This is a genomic window from Vibrio sp. F13 (genome assembly GCF_020806305.2).
GTDB classification, from domain to species: domain Bacteria; phylum Pseudomonadota; class Gammaproteobacteria; order Enterobacterales; family Vibrionaceae; genus Vibrio; species Vibrio crassostreae_C.
Window position 1 is genome coordinate 429,396 of sequence record NZ_CP170175.1, and the last position, 15,659, is coordinate 445,054.

The 15,659-nt window shown below is 43.4% G+C and carries 13 protein-coding genes; 10 read left to right on the forward strand and 3 right to left on the reverse strand.

What is annotated here, in order from left to right; translation table 11 throughout:
• Positions 1–68 precede the first annotated feature (68 nt).
• The 3 genes from LMH68_RS01935 to LMH68_RS01945 all read left to right on the forward strand — a co-directional run bounded on the left by LMH68_RS01935 (position 69) and on the right by LMH68_RS01945 (position 3,331).
• Positions 69–2,012 (forward strand): ATP-binding protein, encoded by a 1,944-nt coding sequence (locus LMH68_RS01935; RefSeq protein WP_229647220.1) that lies wholly within the window; start codon positions 69–71, stop codon positions 2,010–2,012.
• Positions 2,005–2,502 carry a response regulator gene (locus LMH68_RS01940; RefSeq protein WP_229647219.1) on the forward strand — a complete coding sequence of 166 codons (498 nt, stop codon included), beginning with the start codon at positions 2,005–2,007 and terminating at the stop codon, positions 2,500–2,502. The genes LMH68_RS01935 and LMH68_RS01940 overlap by 8 nt, the downstream gene beginning before the upstream one ends.
• 286 nt (positions 2,503–2,788) lie before the next feature.
• The gene (locus tag LMH68_RS01945; protein WP_017065409.1) at positions 2,789–3,331 is read left to right on the forward strand and encodes a hypothetical protein; all 543 of its coding nucleotides are present in this window, start codon (positions 2,789–2,791) and stop codon (positions 3,329–3,331) included.
• 176 nt (positions 3,332–3,507) lie between these two features.
• Here LMH68_RS01945 and LMH68_RS01950 read toward each other — a convergent pair whose 3' ends face one another.
• Complete coding sequence (locus LMH68_RS01950; RefSeq protein ID WP_017060401.1) at positions 3,508–4,089, reverse strand: TfoX/Sxy family DNA transformation protein; 582 nt, start codon at positions 4,087–4,089, stop codon at positions 3,508–3,510.
• Positions 4,090–4,447: 358 nt separating this feature from the next.
• Between LMH68_RS01950 and LMH68_RS01955 the strand changes: the two genes are divergently transcribed.
• The 5 genes from LMH68_RS01955 (at position 4,448) to LMH68_RS01975 (ending at position 10,005) form a co-directional block, all read left to right on the forward strand.
• On the forward strand, positions 4,448–5,368 hold the full coding sequence (locus tag LMH68_RS01955; protein ID WP_017066065.1) for an HDOD domain-containing protein: 921 nt from the start codon (positions 4,448–4,450) through the stop codon (positions 5,366–5,368).
• A gap of 54 nt (positions 5,369–5,422) precedes the next feature.
• Positions 5,423–6,328 (forward strand): lysine exporter LysO family protein, encoded by a 906-nt coding sequence (locus LMH68_RS01960; protein ID WP_229647218.1) that lies wholly within the window; start codon positions 5,423–5,425, stop codon positions 6,326–6,328.
• A gap of 174 nt (positions 6,329–6,502) precedes the next feature.
• Positions 6,503–7,030, forward strand: a complete 528-nt coding sequence (locus LMH68_RS01965) for a hypothetical protein (protein ID WP_017066066.1) — start codon at positions 6,503–6,505, stop codon at positions 7,028–7,030.
• Between the two features lie 118 nt (positions 7,031–7,148).
• Positions 7,149–8,792, forward strand: a complete 1,644-nt coding sequence (gene panP, locus LMH68_RS01970; RefSeq protein ID WP_136982100.1) for a pyridoxal-dependent aspartate 1-decarboxylase PanP — start codon at positions 7,149–7,151, stop codon at positions 8,790–8,792.
• A 358-nt stretch (positions 8,793–9,150) separates the two neighbouring features.
• Complete coding sequence (locus LMH68_RS01975) at positions 9,151–10,005, forward strand: MurR/RpiR family transcriptional regulator (protein ID WP_004734686.1); 855 nt, start codon at positions 9,151–9,153, stop codon at positions 10,003–10,005.
• 124 nt (positions 10,006–10,129) lie between these two features.
• Here the strand turns inward: LMH68_RS01975 and LMH68_RS01980 are convergent, their stop codons facing one another.
• A complete protein-coding gene (locus LMH68_RS01980; RefSeq protein ID WP_017060396.1) occupies positions 10,130–11,422 on the reverse strand; it encodes an iron-containing alcohol dehydrogenase in 1,293 nt (430 codons plus the stop codon).
• 406 nt (positions 11,423–11,828) lie between these two features.
• Here LMH68_RS01980 and LMH68_RS01985 point away from each other — a divergent pair, with 406 nt between their 5' ends.
• Together LMH68_RS01985 and LMH68_RS01990 are read left to right on the forward strand one after the other, a co-directional pair.
• Positions 11,829–12,092: a GrxA family glutaredoxin gene (locus tag LMH68_RS01985; RefSeq protein ID WP_009847069.1), complete on the forward strand. Its 264-nt coding sequence runs from the start codon at positions 11,829–11,831 to the stop codon at positions 12,090–12,092.
• A gap of 249 nt (positions 12,093–12,341) precedes the next feature.
• On the forward strand, positions 12,342–14,024 hold the full coding sequence (locus tag LMH68_RS01990) for an aspartate:alanine antiporter (protein WP_017060395.1): 1,683 nt from the start codon (positions 12,342–12,344) through the stop codon (positions 14,022–14,024).
• A 306-nt stretch (positions 14,025–14,330) separates the two neighbouring features.
• On the opposite strand, the gene fabV is transcribed toward LMH68_RS01990, so the two are convergent.
• Positions 14,331–15,533 carry an enoyl-ACP reductase FabV gene (gene fabV / locus LMH68_RS01995; protein WP_229647217.1) on the reverse strand — a complete coding sequence of 401 codons (1,203 nt, stop codon included), beginning with the start codon at positions 15,531–15,533 and terminating at the stop codon, positions 14,331–14,333.
• Positions 15,534–15,659: the final 126 nt, after the last annotated feature.

Below are 15,659 nucleotides of genomic sequence, written 5' to 3' on the forward strand. Positions count from 1 at the left end.
GGTTAGCTCTCATCCTTATTCGTCGGTTCTTGCTAGGCTAGAAGCGTCGCTACTATTAAGGTTGAGCTGTGAATCAATACGCTGTTATCTGTTTGGACAATAATCCGGTTAGCATTGAAAGAATACATTTGGAGCTGGCTCCGTTGGCTTCTGTATTCGATATTTATACTGCCGAGAACATAGAAGACGCACATCACGCATTAGAAGATATTCATGATCACAACCAAACCGTTGCCTTGGTGATCACTCATCATCATTCTGAATTTAATGGCGTGCAATTCCTGATTGAACTTCAACAGCTGCCCCATAGTAATACCGCAAGAACGATATTAGTCAGCGCTTCGTCAGACATTCAATCCATTTTAACCGCTGTGAATGAAGGTAGGCTCAACCACTGTTTAACCAAACCGGTTCAAGATCAGGTTCTGTTCAAATCAGCGCAAAAAGAGCTGACCTCTTTTGTTATCCAATACGACTCAGAAAACCTGCTCTCTTACAGCGATGCATTGGATCAACAACGCTTACTCAGAGCGCACATTGAGCAAAAGATTCACTCTTTCCAATCGGGTTTCATTCACGACTACCACCAGCTTTCTGATAATGCCCTTGCAGAACGTGTCGTCAGTGCCTTACAAGATGTGTTTTCAAAAGATGACAAAACTAAGGCCATTCGTGACTATTCCCCCGAGCATCTACTCACTGTGGAAGGCGAAGACAATCGCTTTTTATGGCTGATCATTGAGGGTGAAGCAGCTCTTTATAAGAAAGATGAACTTGGGCAACAGCGGGAAGTGGTACGTCACTCCAAAGGGAACATTGTTGGCGGGATGTCATTTGTAACAGGCGAGCCTTCGTTTTCTACGGCGATCACCCTAACGCAGACTCGCGTTATCAAACTGGATAAAGATAGCTTTGCTCAGGTGATGCATTCAAACAATACCCTGCTGCCTTTATTTACCAATCTACTGCTCCGTCATTTTAATCGACGTTTGCAACGCAGCATCACCAATAAGATCAAACTGCAGCAGACACTAGAATCATTAGAGTCTGCACATCAACAACTGATCGAGAAAGAGAAAATGGCGATGCTCGGGCAGCTAGTCGCGGGAGTCGCACATGAGCTGAATAACCCGATTGCTGCCATATTAAGAAGCATCGAAACTCTGTCAGACCATCTCGACCAAATATTGGCAAACCTATCCGTTCCAGAGTCCAATAAAGGGACTGACGTACTGGCACATTCAAAGTTAGCTAAGCCACTATCAACAGCCCAAGAAAGACAGCTCGTAAAGCATCTTACGTCGACGATTAATGACCGTGCTTTAGCAAAAAAAGCCGTGAGACTAAACCTAAGCCAAGACTCTACGGTTCTAAACACATTAAAGGCGTCCCCTGTCGCAGGCAAAGAGCTGCTCAATGACTTAGAGCATTACCATTATGTTGGAAACTCTATCCGCTCAATTCAAGTGTGCAGCAAGCGTATTGCCGATATGGTCAAAAGCTTAAAAAGCTATGCTAGAGAAGATGAAGAAGTTCGCCACTACACAGATATCCACGAAGGGCTTGAAGATACCTTAGTGATCTTCGAAAACAGGCTTAAACACCACCAACTCGAAAAGCATTACGATACCGACTTACCGCCTTTATTGTGCCAGTCGCTCTCGCTGCAACAAGTGTGGACCAACCTTATCTCCAATGCGCTCGATGCCCTATCTGAACGAGGAAAAGTGACCATCACCACTTCTCAACAGACAAAAGGCGACGACGCGTTTCTTGTGGTGCAAATCTCCGATACTGGCCACGGCATTGCCAAAGAAGACATCAACACCATTTTCAACCCAAATTTCACGACTAAAAAAGAAGGCAACTTTGGTTTAGGGATTGGGTTATCCATTTCTCAACAAATCGTTTCGGCTCATCAAGGGTTTATTTTGGTGGAGTCAGAGGTAGGCAGCCATACAAACATGCAAGTGTGGCTTCCATTCAAACAAGAAGGAGCACCTCATGAATAAGTACCTAATTTTATGTGTCGATGATGAACCTGAAGTTCTCAATAGTGTCCTTCAGGACTTGGCGATATTTGAAGAGAACTTTCTGGTTGAAGGTGCAGAGTCGGTCGATGAAGCCAAGCAAGTAATCAAAGAAACGGGACAAGATGGTATTAAGCTCGCGTTAATCTTATGCGACCACATCATGCCAGAAGAAACCGGCATTGATTTTCTGATCGAACTCAACCAACACGACGCTACTAAACCAACGCGTAAGCTGTTGCTCACCGGGCAAGCTGGGCTAGAAGATACCGTCACAGCCATTAACAACGCAGCACTTGATTTCTATATTTCAAAACCTTGGCAAGGCGACCAACTGAGAGACACGATTACTCAACAATTGACTGACTATGTCATTGCCAACGACAAGCAATTGCTAAACTGGACTTCCATCTTAGATACCGAGCGCATACTGACTTCAATGGCGGATAAACGCACCAGTTTTGGTGAATAGCACTGATTGGTTAATGGATACTGAGAAAAGCGGCATCCGATATAAGAACCGTCCGAATGCATACAAATTTTGGATAATTCGCTCGTCTATTTTTCTCATTCGCCCTAAACATGAGATCTCCGTTACATACTGATCCTTAATTTGCTTGTTTTTTAACTAAATGAGTAAGGTTTTACATTTTAAAGGATTACTTTTCCGTGAGTTAGATTAAACTGTCTCAATGTTTATGGTTTGCCGATTTGTCTCAAACCAAAGGAATTAACACTAATATAGGTTTACGGTCGTTATGCGCAAAATTCTACTTACTACCGCTATGCTATTGGCTTCTGGTCAAGCACTAGCTGTTGATGAACAACCACAGGTAATGAGCAACTTTAACTATGATTACTTTGAAGCACGTATCGGTGCTAGCCCAGTAACATTTGGTGGTGCGTTCAGTAAGTCCATTCACCCGAACGCTCACGCTATAGCACGTATCGATTCAGAATTTGAAAGCGATTACGACTCAGCTGTAGGTCTTGGTTTCCACGCTCCATTAAACAACTGGGCAGACCTAACAGGTGAAATGCTAGCTCGTATCGTTCAACCTGAGAACTCAAGCTCTACTGATATCGGTATGGAAATCAACATTGGTGTTCGCCAATGGCTTGGTCCACAACTAGAAGTTGGTGGTAAAGGTGGTTACGTTTCTATCGATGACAACGATGATTGGACAGGTTCTGTTTACGCGCGTTTCCACTCTACAGAGCTTTTCTCTTTAGGTGCTGAAGCTCGTATTAACGACTTCTACGGTGACCAACTTATGTTCACGGCTCGCTTCAAGTACTAATACTTAAAGCTCAAGCCCTAGCAAATAAGCTCTCTATGAGCACTTAGCCTTTTGATACTTAGTCTTTTGATACTTAGTCTTTTAAGAAATCCGGCTAAGACAGAAACAAAAAAACCGAGGACATTCCTCGGTTTTTATTTATTAACAGTAATCTTAAGCATATAAGGTAAACTTCTTTAGTGGCAGCTCTTTAGTAATTGCTGCTTGCGTGGCTCTTGTAATAGTTTCCAGTGAATACCATCAATTGCACCCGCAAATTTCCAAAGTAGTTTTAGGTCAACATCGTTTCCGTACGCTTCGCGAACCTTATTAAACACTTCAGGTGCGCCCAACTGCATAAACATTGAAACATCATCCACACCCGCCTTTTTAACCATGCGCTCTAACGTAAGCTGCATGTTTGGTAGATCTCTTAATCTACGGCTAGCTGATGACTTCTTGAAGCTACGCTGCTGAATTGAATTATCGATTGAAGTACGAATAATACTATCCAATTCAGGATGTTCACAGGTAAACAGATCCGTAATGTCGTAATAGTTTACGGTTGCTGTTGTCTGCTTCTTTACATGACGATACTTTTCACAATCAAGATCGGTCAGTTTTTTATCTAATGATTTTCCACCTCTAATGAATAAACAACCTTCACTCAATAAAGCGAACATAGCGTCATTTTGAAAGAGGCCAATACCTCCGAACATAGAACGTTTTTGATGCTCACCAAATTGATTCACGTAATTAATAAATGCTGTCTCGGTCATATCCGTTGATCCTTAATCAAATTACCCCGATTAGGTTGATCACCAGACAAGCAGCTTGTTATGCGAAAAATTTTAAATCTATTTTTTTATTCTATAGGTGAATATTATGGTTTCGTTTTCCACCTTTAAATAAATGATACTTCGAAAAGAAAAATAAGTCTGGACTTAGTTCACATCAATCAATTGAGTATTCCGGTTTTTCATGATTGACTTCACAGTAAACTATCAAACCATGCTTGAATTTGGACACCTAGTGATACACCGGTTCAAATTATTAAAGGTTATGTAGACGGGTGAGTATTGCCTCGCAGCATCGTGGCTTGTAAAATGGCAGGACAGACCTGTTTTTACTTTTTATATGAATCATTTATCGTTTTTCTGGCTACCTCAAAATAAGACTCTTCTCTTAAAGGGTCTAGAATCAGAGTTTGCCCAACTTGTTGGACATTCTATCTCAGCGGGAAAAATAACACTTCCTCCTATCCCTAACGTTGTACTGAAGATTCAATCGCTTTGTACCCTTGAATCAACTGGGATTGCTGACGTTGCCGAGTGCTTACTCGAAGACCCAGGCCTCGCTGCTATTGTCATTCGTGTGGCTAACTCTGTCGTCTTTAACCGACGTAATATTACTTGTGTTGATATTATGACGGCGGTGTCGCGCCTTGGCATATTAAGAGTACGTGACATCGTGACGGCTCAGGCTATTGAGCAACTCAAACACTCAGTCAACCTCAGTAAAGAATGTAATAAGGTATTGGTTCAGAGCGCTTCTGTATCAAAAGAGCTGGGCGCTACTATGGTGCTTGTTACCAACAGCTTCAAAGAGCTCTCCCCTACTGAATACCGTTACCTTGAGCATGAAAAATCGCTGCTTGTTGGATTACTGGCTGATATTGGTTTGTTCTGTTTGGTTAGCGAATACCACCTCTACCTCGAAAATGGCAATTACCTAGATCACGACATCGCTCTACAAATCTTCCAAGGCCAATGTTCTGCTACCAGTAAATTGGTGCTTAACCGTTGGGGCTTCGACAGCGACTTTATTGATGTGTGCAGCAATACCATCAATAACCACGAACAGCGTGAAGTCTCTTACTTAGATATCGCTCGAATCGCTAACCACCTGCTGATGTTCAGAAACAAGGATGAGAACATCGATGATCACGAAGTTGAACTTAACGTGACAGGTGCAGAGGTGCTTTATAAATTAAGCAACTTGAGCAAGCATGATTTTAATGCAAAGCTAAGCGACGTGATCAATACTAGCGGCTTCTAAGTCACTGTTAAATTACAAGTAAGTGTAATATGAAGTAAATGCAATGGGGAAAGCATGTTTACAGGGATGATCTTTATATTTGCGCCACTCGTCGTGGGGTATCTTTTTGCAATTTCGAACGCTCAGACATTAGAATTTATCAACCGCTCAACATCGCGGTTGATCTACGTGATTCTGGCGTTAATGGGACTAAGCTTAGCCGCCCTCGATAACCTAGGCAGTAACCTGCAGACAATCCTTCTATATACCGTCACTTTCTTTGTCTGCTTAAGCGTATGTAACCTAATGGCACTGCCCGCTATTGATAAGTTATTGCCACTCAAAACCGACAGTAGCAAGAAGAAGCTTCCCCTCTCTTCTATGGCGATGGAATCTGCAAAACTCATCTTAGTGGTAGGTTCAGGGCTAATCGCTGGCTTAGCGCTGCCTATTGGCCTTGATTGGGTTGATACCGCAAGCGAATGGATTCTGTTTGTTCTTCTATTCTTTATCGGCATTCAGCTGCGTAATAGCGGACTCACACTTCGTCAGATCTTACTCAACAAGCACGGTATGGTTATCGCAATCACCATTATCATCACCTCAATGTTAGGTGGTGTAATCGCGGCTTACATCCTAGATATCCCTCTGTTCAAAGCCTTGGCAATGTCTTCTGGATTTGGTTGGTACTCTCTGGCTGGTATCTTAATGGGTGACGCCTTTGGTCCTGTCTATGGTGGCGCTTCTTTCATGCTTGAGCTGTTAAGAGAGTTAGTTGCCTTGGTACTGATTCCAGTGCTAATTCGCAGCTACCCATGCACTTCCATTGGTTATGCTGGTGCGACTGCGATGGACTTCACCTTACCGGTCATTCAAACAACAGGCGGCGTTAGATGTGTGCCTATCGCTATCGTCAGTGGCTTTATCCTCAGCTTGCTTGTTCCGATATTGATGTTGTTCTTTGTATCTCTTGCTAACTAGATCGCAGGAATAGCGTTTGTTTTAGATTAGAATGCAACTCGAATACCAATGCCCAAGACACCGATACAGTTACCGAAATAAAAAGACACTAAGTGTCATTGCTCAACAAATAACGATCACGGTAACCTGTAACGACAAAGTTATAAAAAGAATAAACTTACAAAAGGAACCACTATGAAACGCCTTTGCGTCGCATTACTGCTAGCTTCAACTTCTACTTTCTCTTTTGCAGCAGATTCAATGTCTGAGACAAACCAGTGCCAAGCAAAAAAATATGATGCGTACATCGACGCTTCTTTGAATTGGTATGCCGACCTTGCTGCATTAACCTCTGAGCAATATCCAGAGCTAACAGAAGTGAGTGAGTGGTTCCTAGAAGGTCGTAAGCACCACTTTGAGCTTAACCGTGCTGCGGTTCACTACTACTTAGTAAACGACTCAAGCAAAGTGGCAACAGAGCAACCTGTAGAAGGTTGGTTGCAACTTGAGCAACACGACATTAAAACGCTATCAACACGTGATGATGAGCTTGGTAAAATCGCGAAAACAACATTCGATGACCGCCAATCAACGCCTCACGCTCAAAACTACGAACTACGTTCTGCCTTTGCAGAGCTGCTTAGTCACCCTAAGCAAATCGACTCAGCGCTGCAGCGTTACAACCAGTCGATCAGTAAACTTGAAGCGATTAAGTGTAAATAACCCCGCATTTAATATGCTTTTTTGAGAAGTTGGATTTCATAATTAAGACGGGACATTGTTCCCGTTTTCGTTTAGATTGTCCCGCTCGCGTCAATATTAGAAAAATAACTCGCTTGCTATGGTTACGGAACAAAAAACAGCAGATGTTAGCTTCGACAGTCTTCTACGTATCTTCACGGTACCTGAAGGCCCAGATTCAACACTCACTCAAATTGAAGACAAACTTTCACGAAACCTGAATCAATTCTTACGTGAACATATTGTGGCTGAAGAAAAGCCGCTGCGTGAAATTGAGAAAGATTTTTCAAATGCTCATATCCCAGAGCAGCCTGAGTTTGTTTCTGAACATACTGAGCATCTCCTCGATTCTCTTGTGTCTCATTCGGTTCACACGTCTTCGCCAAGTTTTATTGGCCACATGACCTCTGCGTTGCCGTACTTCCTGATGCCGCTTTCAAAAATCATGATTGCGTTGAATCAGAATCTAGTAAAAATCGAGACCTCAAAAGCGTTCACTCCCCTAGAACGTCAAGTTCTGGGCATGTTACATCGCCTGATTTATCAAGATAGTGACCAGTTTTATTCTCGTTGGATGCACAGCGCAAACCACTCTTTAGGTGCGTTTTGTTCTGGCGGTACCATCGCGAACATTACAGCGCTCTGGGTTGCACGTAACAACGCACTAAAAGCGCAAGGTTCGTTCAAAGGTGTAGAAAAAGAAGGCCTGTTTAAAGCCATGAAGCACTACGACTACGAAGGCCTTGCCATCTTAGTCTCTGAACGTGGCCACTACTCTCTGAAAAAAGCCGCGGATGTCCTTGGTATTGGTCAAGAAGGTCTAGTGTCTGTTAAAACAGATAACGACAACCGTATTTGTACTGATGATCTAAGACTCAAGATTGAGCAACTCAAGCAGAACAAGATCAAACCTTTCGCCGTCATTGGTGTGGCTGGTACAACCGAAACCGGTAATATCGACCCGCTAAGAGACATTGCTGAGGTGTGTGCCGAATCCGATTGTCATTTCCACGTTGATGCTGCTTGGGGCGGTGCGACTCTAATGTCTAACAATCATCGTCATCTGCTTGATGGTATTGAACTCGCGGATTCAGTCACGATTGATGCGCATAAACAGCTTTATATCCCTATGGGTGCGGGCATGGTTCTGTTTAAGAAGCCAGATGCGATGACTGCGATTGAACATCATGCTCAATACATTCTTCGTAAGGGCTCAAAAGATTTAGGCAGCCATACGTTAGAAGGTTCTCGTTCAGGCATGGCAATGCTGGTTTACGCCGCAATGCACATCATTAGCCGCCCAGGTTATGAACTGCTGATAGACCAAAGCATTAACAAAGCACGCTACTTTGCCGACCTAATTAAAGATCAGAGCGACTTCGAACTGGTTTCAGAACCTGAGCTTTGCCTACTGACTTATCGCTACGTACCTGAATCAGTCAAAGCTGCACTGCTTAAAGCTGAGCCTGAACATCGTATCGAACTGAATGAGTTGCTCAATGAGCTGACTAAGTTTATCCAGAAGAAGCAGCGTGAAACAGGTAAGTCTTTCGTGTCACGTACACGCTTAAACCCTGAAGCATGGGTACATCAGCCAATCATCGTTTTCCGCGTGGTATTAGCAAACCCACTAACAGGCAATGATATTCTTTCGTCAGTGCTTGAAGAACAGCGTGAGATCTCTAAACTAGCACCAAACTTGATGGGCAAAATCAACAAACTGGTTACGCAAATCAACGCATAGTCATTCAATTTTAGTTGCATCAAATTGAAAATTTCTTTCTTTTTGATGTAACTAAGCTGTCAGTTCATACTCATTTTGCATTCTTTTTGCTCAAACTCTCTTCCAATTCTGTAGTTTTCTAAAATTTTGTTGAGGTTTGTCATATTCTTAAGCATTCATGCCCTGTTTTTGTATTAGTAAATAGTATGTTGGGTTTATACTGACTCTATGGTGCTAGTTAGCTTGATATCTATTTGACGCAGCAGTATTTACGAAACCGAATATACATCGGCTTTGTGTTTACTGATATTTGCTTCAGCCATACCCCCTGGTAAAAGATATTAACTAGCAAGTTGTTCTCTATACCCTTGTGAACACTATGAATACATTAGAAAAAATACAAAAAAACCTGGAAAATTTCAGCAAGTCTGAGCGCAAGGTAGCCGAAGTAATTATGGCTTCCCCTCAAACTGCAATTCATTCTAGCATTGCTACCTTAGCTAAAATGGCTGACGTGAGTGAGCCTACAGTTAACCGCTTCTGTCGTCGATTAGACACAAAGGGCTTCCCTGACTTCAAACTTCACCTAGCTCAAAGCTTGGCAAACGGTACACCTTACGTGAACCGTAATGTTGAAGAAGATGATGGTCCAGATGCTTATACGCATAAGATTTTCGAATCAACTATGGCTTGTCTAGACGTTGCTAAAAACAGTCTAGACGCGATGCAAGTAAACCGTGCTGTTGACTTGCTGACTCAAGCAAAACGCATTTCGTTCTTCGGACTGGGTGCCTCTTCTGCTGTCGCCAAAGATGCTCAAAACAAGTTTATTCGTTTTAATATCCCAATCACATGTTTCGAAGACATCGTGATGCAACGAATGAGCTGCATTAACTGCAGTGATAACGACGTTATTGTTCTTATCTCTCATACTGGCCGCACTAAAAGCCAAGTTGAGATTGCAAACTTAGCGCGTGAAAACGGTGCGACAGTTATTGCTATCACAGCAAAAGATTCTCCACTGGATAAAGCGAGCTCGTTGTCTATTTCTCTGGATGTTCCAGAAGACACTGACGTTTACATGCCAATGGCAAGTCGCGTTGTTCAGATGACGGTTATCGATGTGCTAGCGACAGGCTTTACGCTACGTCGTGGTTCTGGTTTCAGAGAGAACCTAAAGCGCGTCAAAGAGTCACTTCGTGATTCACGTTACGAGAAGTACTCTCAGTTCTAATCTGCTTAGTCATGAACTGAAAACAGATGACCAGAGAACAAGTTGAATTAAAAAAACGGAGCCTAGAGCTCCGTTTTTATTTGTCTGTATAAAATGACTTATACAACGAACAAGTTTAAGACCGTTAGATAGTCCAACTATTGCCCTTCTCAACCACGCTGTTTTCGGACGCATAAGAATTGATAATGGTAAAGCTCGACTCGACAGCTGGCTCTTGCCCAATTTGATTCATTGAAGCTCCCTCATGATGCCCTTCTCTACAACTGCACTTCTCGCATACTTGCTTCAAAATATGCACGAGCCTCTCTTGGTTAAGCGGCAAAGGGTTTCCTTTAATCGCCACTGATTTGAGCGCGTCGGCAGACACCTCATCAAACTGGGCTTCACAGACACCAAATTCCAACAAGTTGGGTAACTTAAGCGTATCAAGCACTTCCGATAACCAAGAAATTGCCTCCTCTTCTATTGCTTCTACGTTACCTGTTACTATCTGAGCGATTCGCTGATAACGCGCTAGGATGTCGCTTCTTTGCTGCTCTTTTGCAACGGCTATGTTCTCCAACATCACAAACGGCGCTAAACGCGCGGTAATCACACTATGAGGCGCAGAAATCTTACCTCCTAGTGCGGAGGCTAAACCATGGGCTGCGCCAAGCTTGGCATTAGTTATCGCCATACCACCGAGCATAGAAGCGAAAGCAAGATCAGAACGCGCTTGAGGCTCATCATAAACACACGCTTTAACCACAGAACCACTCAACTTACGCAGCCCTTCTTCACAAATCATATCGGTTAACGGATTCGGTTCACCACACACGTAGGCTTCCATTAGATGAGTAAAGGCATCCATCGCACCTCGCCCAGATAGATATAGATTGGTTCCATGAGTTAGGGTTGGGTCGACAATCGCAACGTCGGCCAGCATGTCTGGGCTTCTCAGGCTGATTTTTACTTGGTCTTGGCCTGATTTCAGCACCGCGTTTTTAGTGACCTCGGCGCCGGTACTCGCTGTGGTTGGAATTGCGATAAACGGAAGTGGTTTGGTTTTAAGAGGAACATTACGCCCGACCACTTCAACATAGTCATATAAATTGCCTTGATTAGGTAAAACCGCAGCCAACGCTTTGCCCATATCGATGGCGCTACCGCCCCCCATGGCGACAACCATATCTGGCTTAAATCGACGAGCAGAAATAGCCGCCTCTTCAACCATTTTGATATTAGGTTCACCGGAAACGGCAATGTGCTGATAACGCATACTCTGCGCATCAAGATAGTCAGTAACAATTGAAGTGCGCTCTAATGTATTGCCTGTAACCAATAGCACGCTGTAGCCATATTGATTAAAGAGAGACAATGAAGCGGAAAGTGCTCCATCACCAAAGATGATCTTTGTAGATGTCATAAATTGAAACATGGTGCCTCCTGCGCCTATGACCGAACAAAACTGCGAACTCTTGGTTATTGGAATTTAGCCTTTATATAGTGCATCAGTATTAAGATGCCTCGTTCTGTATGCGCTTTTTTTGACGAGGTGCAACTTGTCGCATTAAAGATGGATTAATGTCGTATTCTTAGGGGTAATTCACACTCTTAAATTAAGGGTAATCAATCTGAATACCCATCAGAAATCAGCATGGATCCTTTTTGTGACCATTATTTGCTCTGATAGACAAAACCTATTGTATTAAGAGGTAATTCCATCTTTATTTCCCCATGGCATTGAGGCATAGTTGGTTTTATGAAATTTTGAGTGGCATTCACTAAAGAATAGTTAACATAATCGAGTTAACGAGCCTCATCCCGTATTTAGGAGAAATTAAATGTTTGTAGTTATTTTTGGTCGCCCTGCTTGCCCATTCTGTGTTCGTGCAAAAGAGCATGCTGAAACTCTTAAAGCTAAACGCGATGACTTCAACTACCGTTACGTTGACATCCACGCTGAAGGTATCAGCAAAGCTGATCTAGAGAAGACTGTTGGTAAACCTGTCGATACAGTTCCACAAATCTTCATCGACCAAGACCACATCGGCGGCTGCACAGAATTTGAAGCATACGCAAAAGAAAACCTAGGTCTTTTCGACTAAGCTAGGATTTCTCAAACGAGAATCAAGACTAAAGCCTTAAACAGGTGACCCATTTAGGCGTTAGACTGTACGATTTATAGAAAGCCCGCTCACTGTAGCGGGCTTTTTTATGACCAGTTTTCATACGGAATAAGAATAAGGTCAAAATCAAGTAAATTAACAAAATATTGCTTATAATTTATTTATATTTAGATACAATTCACCTCTCAAACTTACCCTGTGTTCCACGCCAATTATTGAGCGACCACCGTGAATATCGACGTTGTTTTTCTGTTAGAACAAAACCCCATTCTCCTCATCTTTGTTGTTTTATCGATTGGATTAGCCATTGGTAAAATTCGTTTCGGTAGCCTCCAACTTGGTAATTCAATCGGTGTTTTGATTACTTCCCTTATCATGGGACATCTTGGCTTTTCTTTTAACGCAGATGCGCTCACCATTGGTTTCATGCTGTTCATCTACTGTGTTGGCATTGAAGCTGGACCAAACTTCTTCGGTATCTTCTTCAGAGACGGTAAGCACTACCTCATTCTGAGCCTTGTGGTACTTTCTACCGCAATTGCCCTAACCTATTTCAGTAGTCATTACCTTGGCCTAGGCTTTGGTTTATCTGCAGGCATGATGGCAGGTGCCTTAACAGCAACGCCGATATTGGTAGGTGCTCAAGATGCTCTGAATTCTGGGCTTGCAGAATTACCAAGAAACATGGACTTGAGCCTGATTATCGAAAACCTTTCAGTCGGTTACGCGATGGCTTACTTGGTTGGCTTAATCAGTATGATTATGTTTGCTCGCTTGATTCCAAAACTTCAAAAAGTGAACCTACACGACTCGGCAGAGCAAATCGCCCAAGAACGTGGGTTAGGCGCTTCAGGTCAGCGTAAGGTTTATCTACCCATTATTCGTGCTTATCGAGTGGGACCAGAGCTCATCTCTTGGACTGACGGTAAGAATCTGCGTGAACTGGGCATCTATCGCCAAACAGGCTGTTACATCGAGCGTATTCGACGTAATGGTATTCTTGCCCATCCAGATGGTGATGCAATTCTGCAAGAAGGCGATGAGATCGCATTGGTTGGTTTCCCAGATAGCCACGCTCGTCTAGACCCAAGCTTCCGTAACGGTAAAGAAGTTTTCGACCGTAACCTTCTCGATCTGCGTATCGTGGAAGAAGAGATCGTCGTTAAGAGTGACAGTATCGCAGGTAAGCGCCTATCAGACTTAAACCTGTCTGAATACGGCTGTTTCCTTAACCGCGTTGTACGTGCTCAGATTGAAATGCCGATGGACTTAAACATCGTCCTTTCTAAAGGTGACGTCCTACAGGTGAGTGGTGAAAAGAGTCGAGTGCACGGCCTAGCTGAGAAAATTGGTTTCATCTCAATCCACAGCCAAATGGCGGATTTGATGGCCTTCTGTAGCTTCTTCATTTTGGGTATTTTGTTTGGTTTGATCACCATGACATTCGGTCAGGTATCGTTTGGGCTAGGTAACGCGGTTGGCCTGCTTCTATCGGGCATCATGCTTGGTTTCCTACGAGCGAACCACCCTACTTTCGGTTATGTGCCTCAAGGTGCTCTGAACATGGTCAAAGACCTCGGTTTGATGTTCTTTATGGTCGGTATCGGCTTGAGCGCCGGTGGTAAGATATTTGAGCACTTAACCCAAGTTGGCCCACAGGTAATAGGTATTGCCCTAGTAGTGAGTGTGCTGCCAGTATTCTTCGCTTACTTGGTTGGCGCTTACGTATTGAAGATGAACCGAGCTTTGTTGTTCGGTGCAATCATTGGCGCGCGAACTTGCGCTCCAGCGATGGACATCGTAAATGACCACGCTCGCTCAACGATTCCGGCTCTGGGTTATGCGGGTACTTATGCGATAGCCAATATATTGATGACCTTAGCAGGTACTTTCATCATCATAATTAGCTAGCATCTGCTGCATTAAAAGCAGCCAAGCTTAGATATTTCGAATGCACTAATTCACTTTGGGTTAGTGCATTTTTTATAACCTGTTTTAAGCGGTTCAAGCCTTCTTCCTCACTCCTGCTCTTAACTCTCTTCATCCCTTATTTCTACTCTTGTCCCCCTTCGAATCGCGGTAGCCGTATCCGCTCTTAAATCTCTTCGCATCCCTCCACTCGAATCCCATATCTGCTCTTAATCTCTTGAACCAAATAGCAGACAAAAAAATAGGCGCTCAATGAGCGCCTATTTCGTTTAGATTCGATAACTTGAATTAGATGTCAGCTACATCAAATTCAACAGCTGGGTTAACGTCAGCTTCGTAATCAACACCTTCAACACCGAAACCAAATAGCTTCAAGAACTCTTCTTTGTACTCTACGTAGTCAGTCAGTTCTTTTAGGTTCTCAGTTGTGATTTGAGGCCATAGGTTACGACAGTGATCTTGAATGTCTTCGCGAAGCTCAAGGTCATCTAGACGTAGACGGTTCACTTCATCCACTTCTGGCGCGCTGCCGTCTTCTTTGTATAGACGTTGGCTGAACATACGGAAGATCTGTTCCATACAACCTTCGTGAATACCTTCTTCACGCATCTTCTTGAACACCATAGCGATGTAAAGAGGCATTACAGGGATTGCAGAACTTGCTTGAGTCACTACAGACTTAAGAACAGCAACGTTTGCAGTACCGCCAGTTTGGCCTAGCTTCTCGTTCAGCGCTGTCGCTGCACGGTCTAGATCCATCTTAGCTTTACCTAGTGCGCCATCCCAGTAGATTGGCCACGTTAGTTCAGTACCGATGTAGCTGTAAGCAACCGTCTTACAACCGTCCGCTAGAACACCAGCTTCAGAAAGAGCATTGATCCAAAGTTCCCAATCTTCACCGCCCATTACAGTAACAGTGTCTTTGATCTCTTCTTCAGTTGCAGGCTCTACGCTTGCTTCGATGATTGTGTCTTTGTTCGTATCAACCGCAGTTGACGTGTACGTTTCGCCGATAGGCTTTAGAGATGAACGAATTACTTCGCCAGTCTCTGGAATTTTACGCACTGGAGACGCCAGTGAGTATACAACCATATCGATTTGGCCTAGATCTTCTTTGATCAGGTCAATTGTTTTCTGTTTCGCCTCGTTAGAGAAAGCATCGCCGTTCAGGCTTTTTGAATATAGGCCTTCTTCTTTAGCAAACTTGTCGAACGCTGCTGAGTTATAGAAACCAGCTGTGCCAGGCTTTTTCTCAGTACCGGCTTTCTCAAAGAAAACACCGATAGTTGAAGCGCCGCCACCAAATGCAGCCGCAATACGTGAAGACAAGCCGTAGCCACTTGAAGAGCCAACAACTAGTACACGTTTAGGTGCGTTTGCGATTGGGCCTTGAGCTTTTGTGTAAGCAATTTGTTCTTTTACATTAGCTTCACAACCGACTGGATGTGTTGTAGTACAGATGAATCCGCGAATTCGAGGTTTGATGATCATATTCAACTTCCTTAAAAAATCAGGTTAAGGATAAAAGTTTCGTACGCAAATGGCATCTAATTTCTGTAAAAATGTGGCGAAAATGCAAGTGGTTGGAGCACTCAGTGAATATTTGCTGACTAAGTC

Excerpts from the sequence above, each read along its gene's own strand:
- LMH68_RS01950 (WP_017060401.1), bottom strand. The coding sequence starts at position 4,089 with ATGACCGAGACAGCATTTATTAATTACGTGAATCAATTTGGTGAGCAT.
- LMH68_RS01940 (WP_229647219.1), top strand. The coding sequence starts at position 2,005 with ATGAATAAGTACCTAATTTTATGTGTCGATGATGAACCTGAAGTTCTC.
- LMH68_RS01945 (WP_017065409.1), top strand. The coding sequence starts at position 2,789 with ATGCGCAAAATTCTACTTACTACCGCTATGCTATTGGCTTCTGGTCAA.
- panP (WP_136982100.1), top strand. The coding sequence starts at position 7,149 with ATGGTTACGGAACAAAAAACAGCAGATGTTAGCTTCGACAGTCTTCTA.
- LMH68_RS01980 (WP_017060396.1), bottom strand. The coding sequence starts at position 11,422 with ATGTTTCAATTTATGACATCTACAAAGATCATCTTTGGTGATGGAGCA.
- fabV (WP_229647217.1), bottom strand. The coding sequence starts at position 15,533 with ATGATCATCAAACCTCGAATTCGCGGATTCATCTGTACTACAACACAT.
- LMH68_RS01955 (WP_017066065.1), top strand. The coding sequence starts at position 4,448 with ATGAATCATTTATCGTTTTTCTGGCTACCTCAAAATAAGACTCTTCTC.
- LMH68_RS01985 (WP_009847069.1), top strand. The coding sequence starts at position 11,829 with ATGTTTGTAGTTATTTTTGGTCGCCCTGCTTGCCCATTCTGTGTTCGT.
- LMH68_RS01960 (WP_229647218.1), top strand. The coding sequence starts at position 5,423 with ATGTTTACAGGGATGATCTTTATATTTGCGCCACTCGTCGTGGGGTAT.
- LMH68_RS01975 (WP_004734686.1), top strand. The coding sequence starts at position 9,151 with ATGAATACATTAGAAAAAATACAAAAAAACCTGGAAAATTTCAGCAAG.
- LMH68_RS01965 (WP_017066066.1), top strand. The coding sequence starts at position 6,503 with ATGAAACGCCTTTGCGTCGCATTACTGCTAGCTTCAACTTCTACTTTC.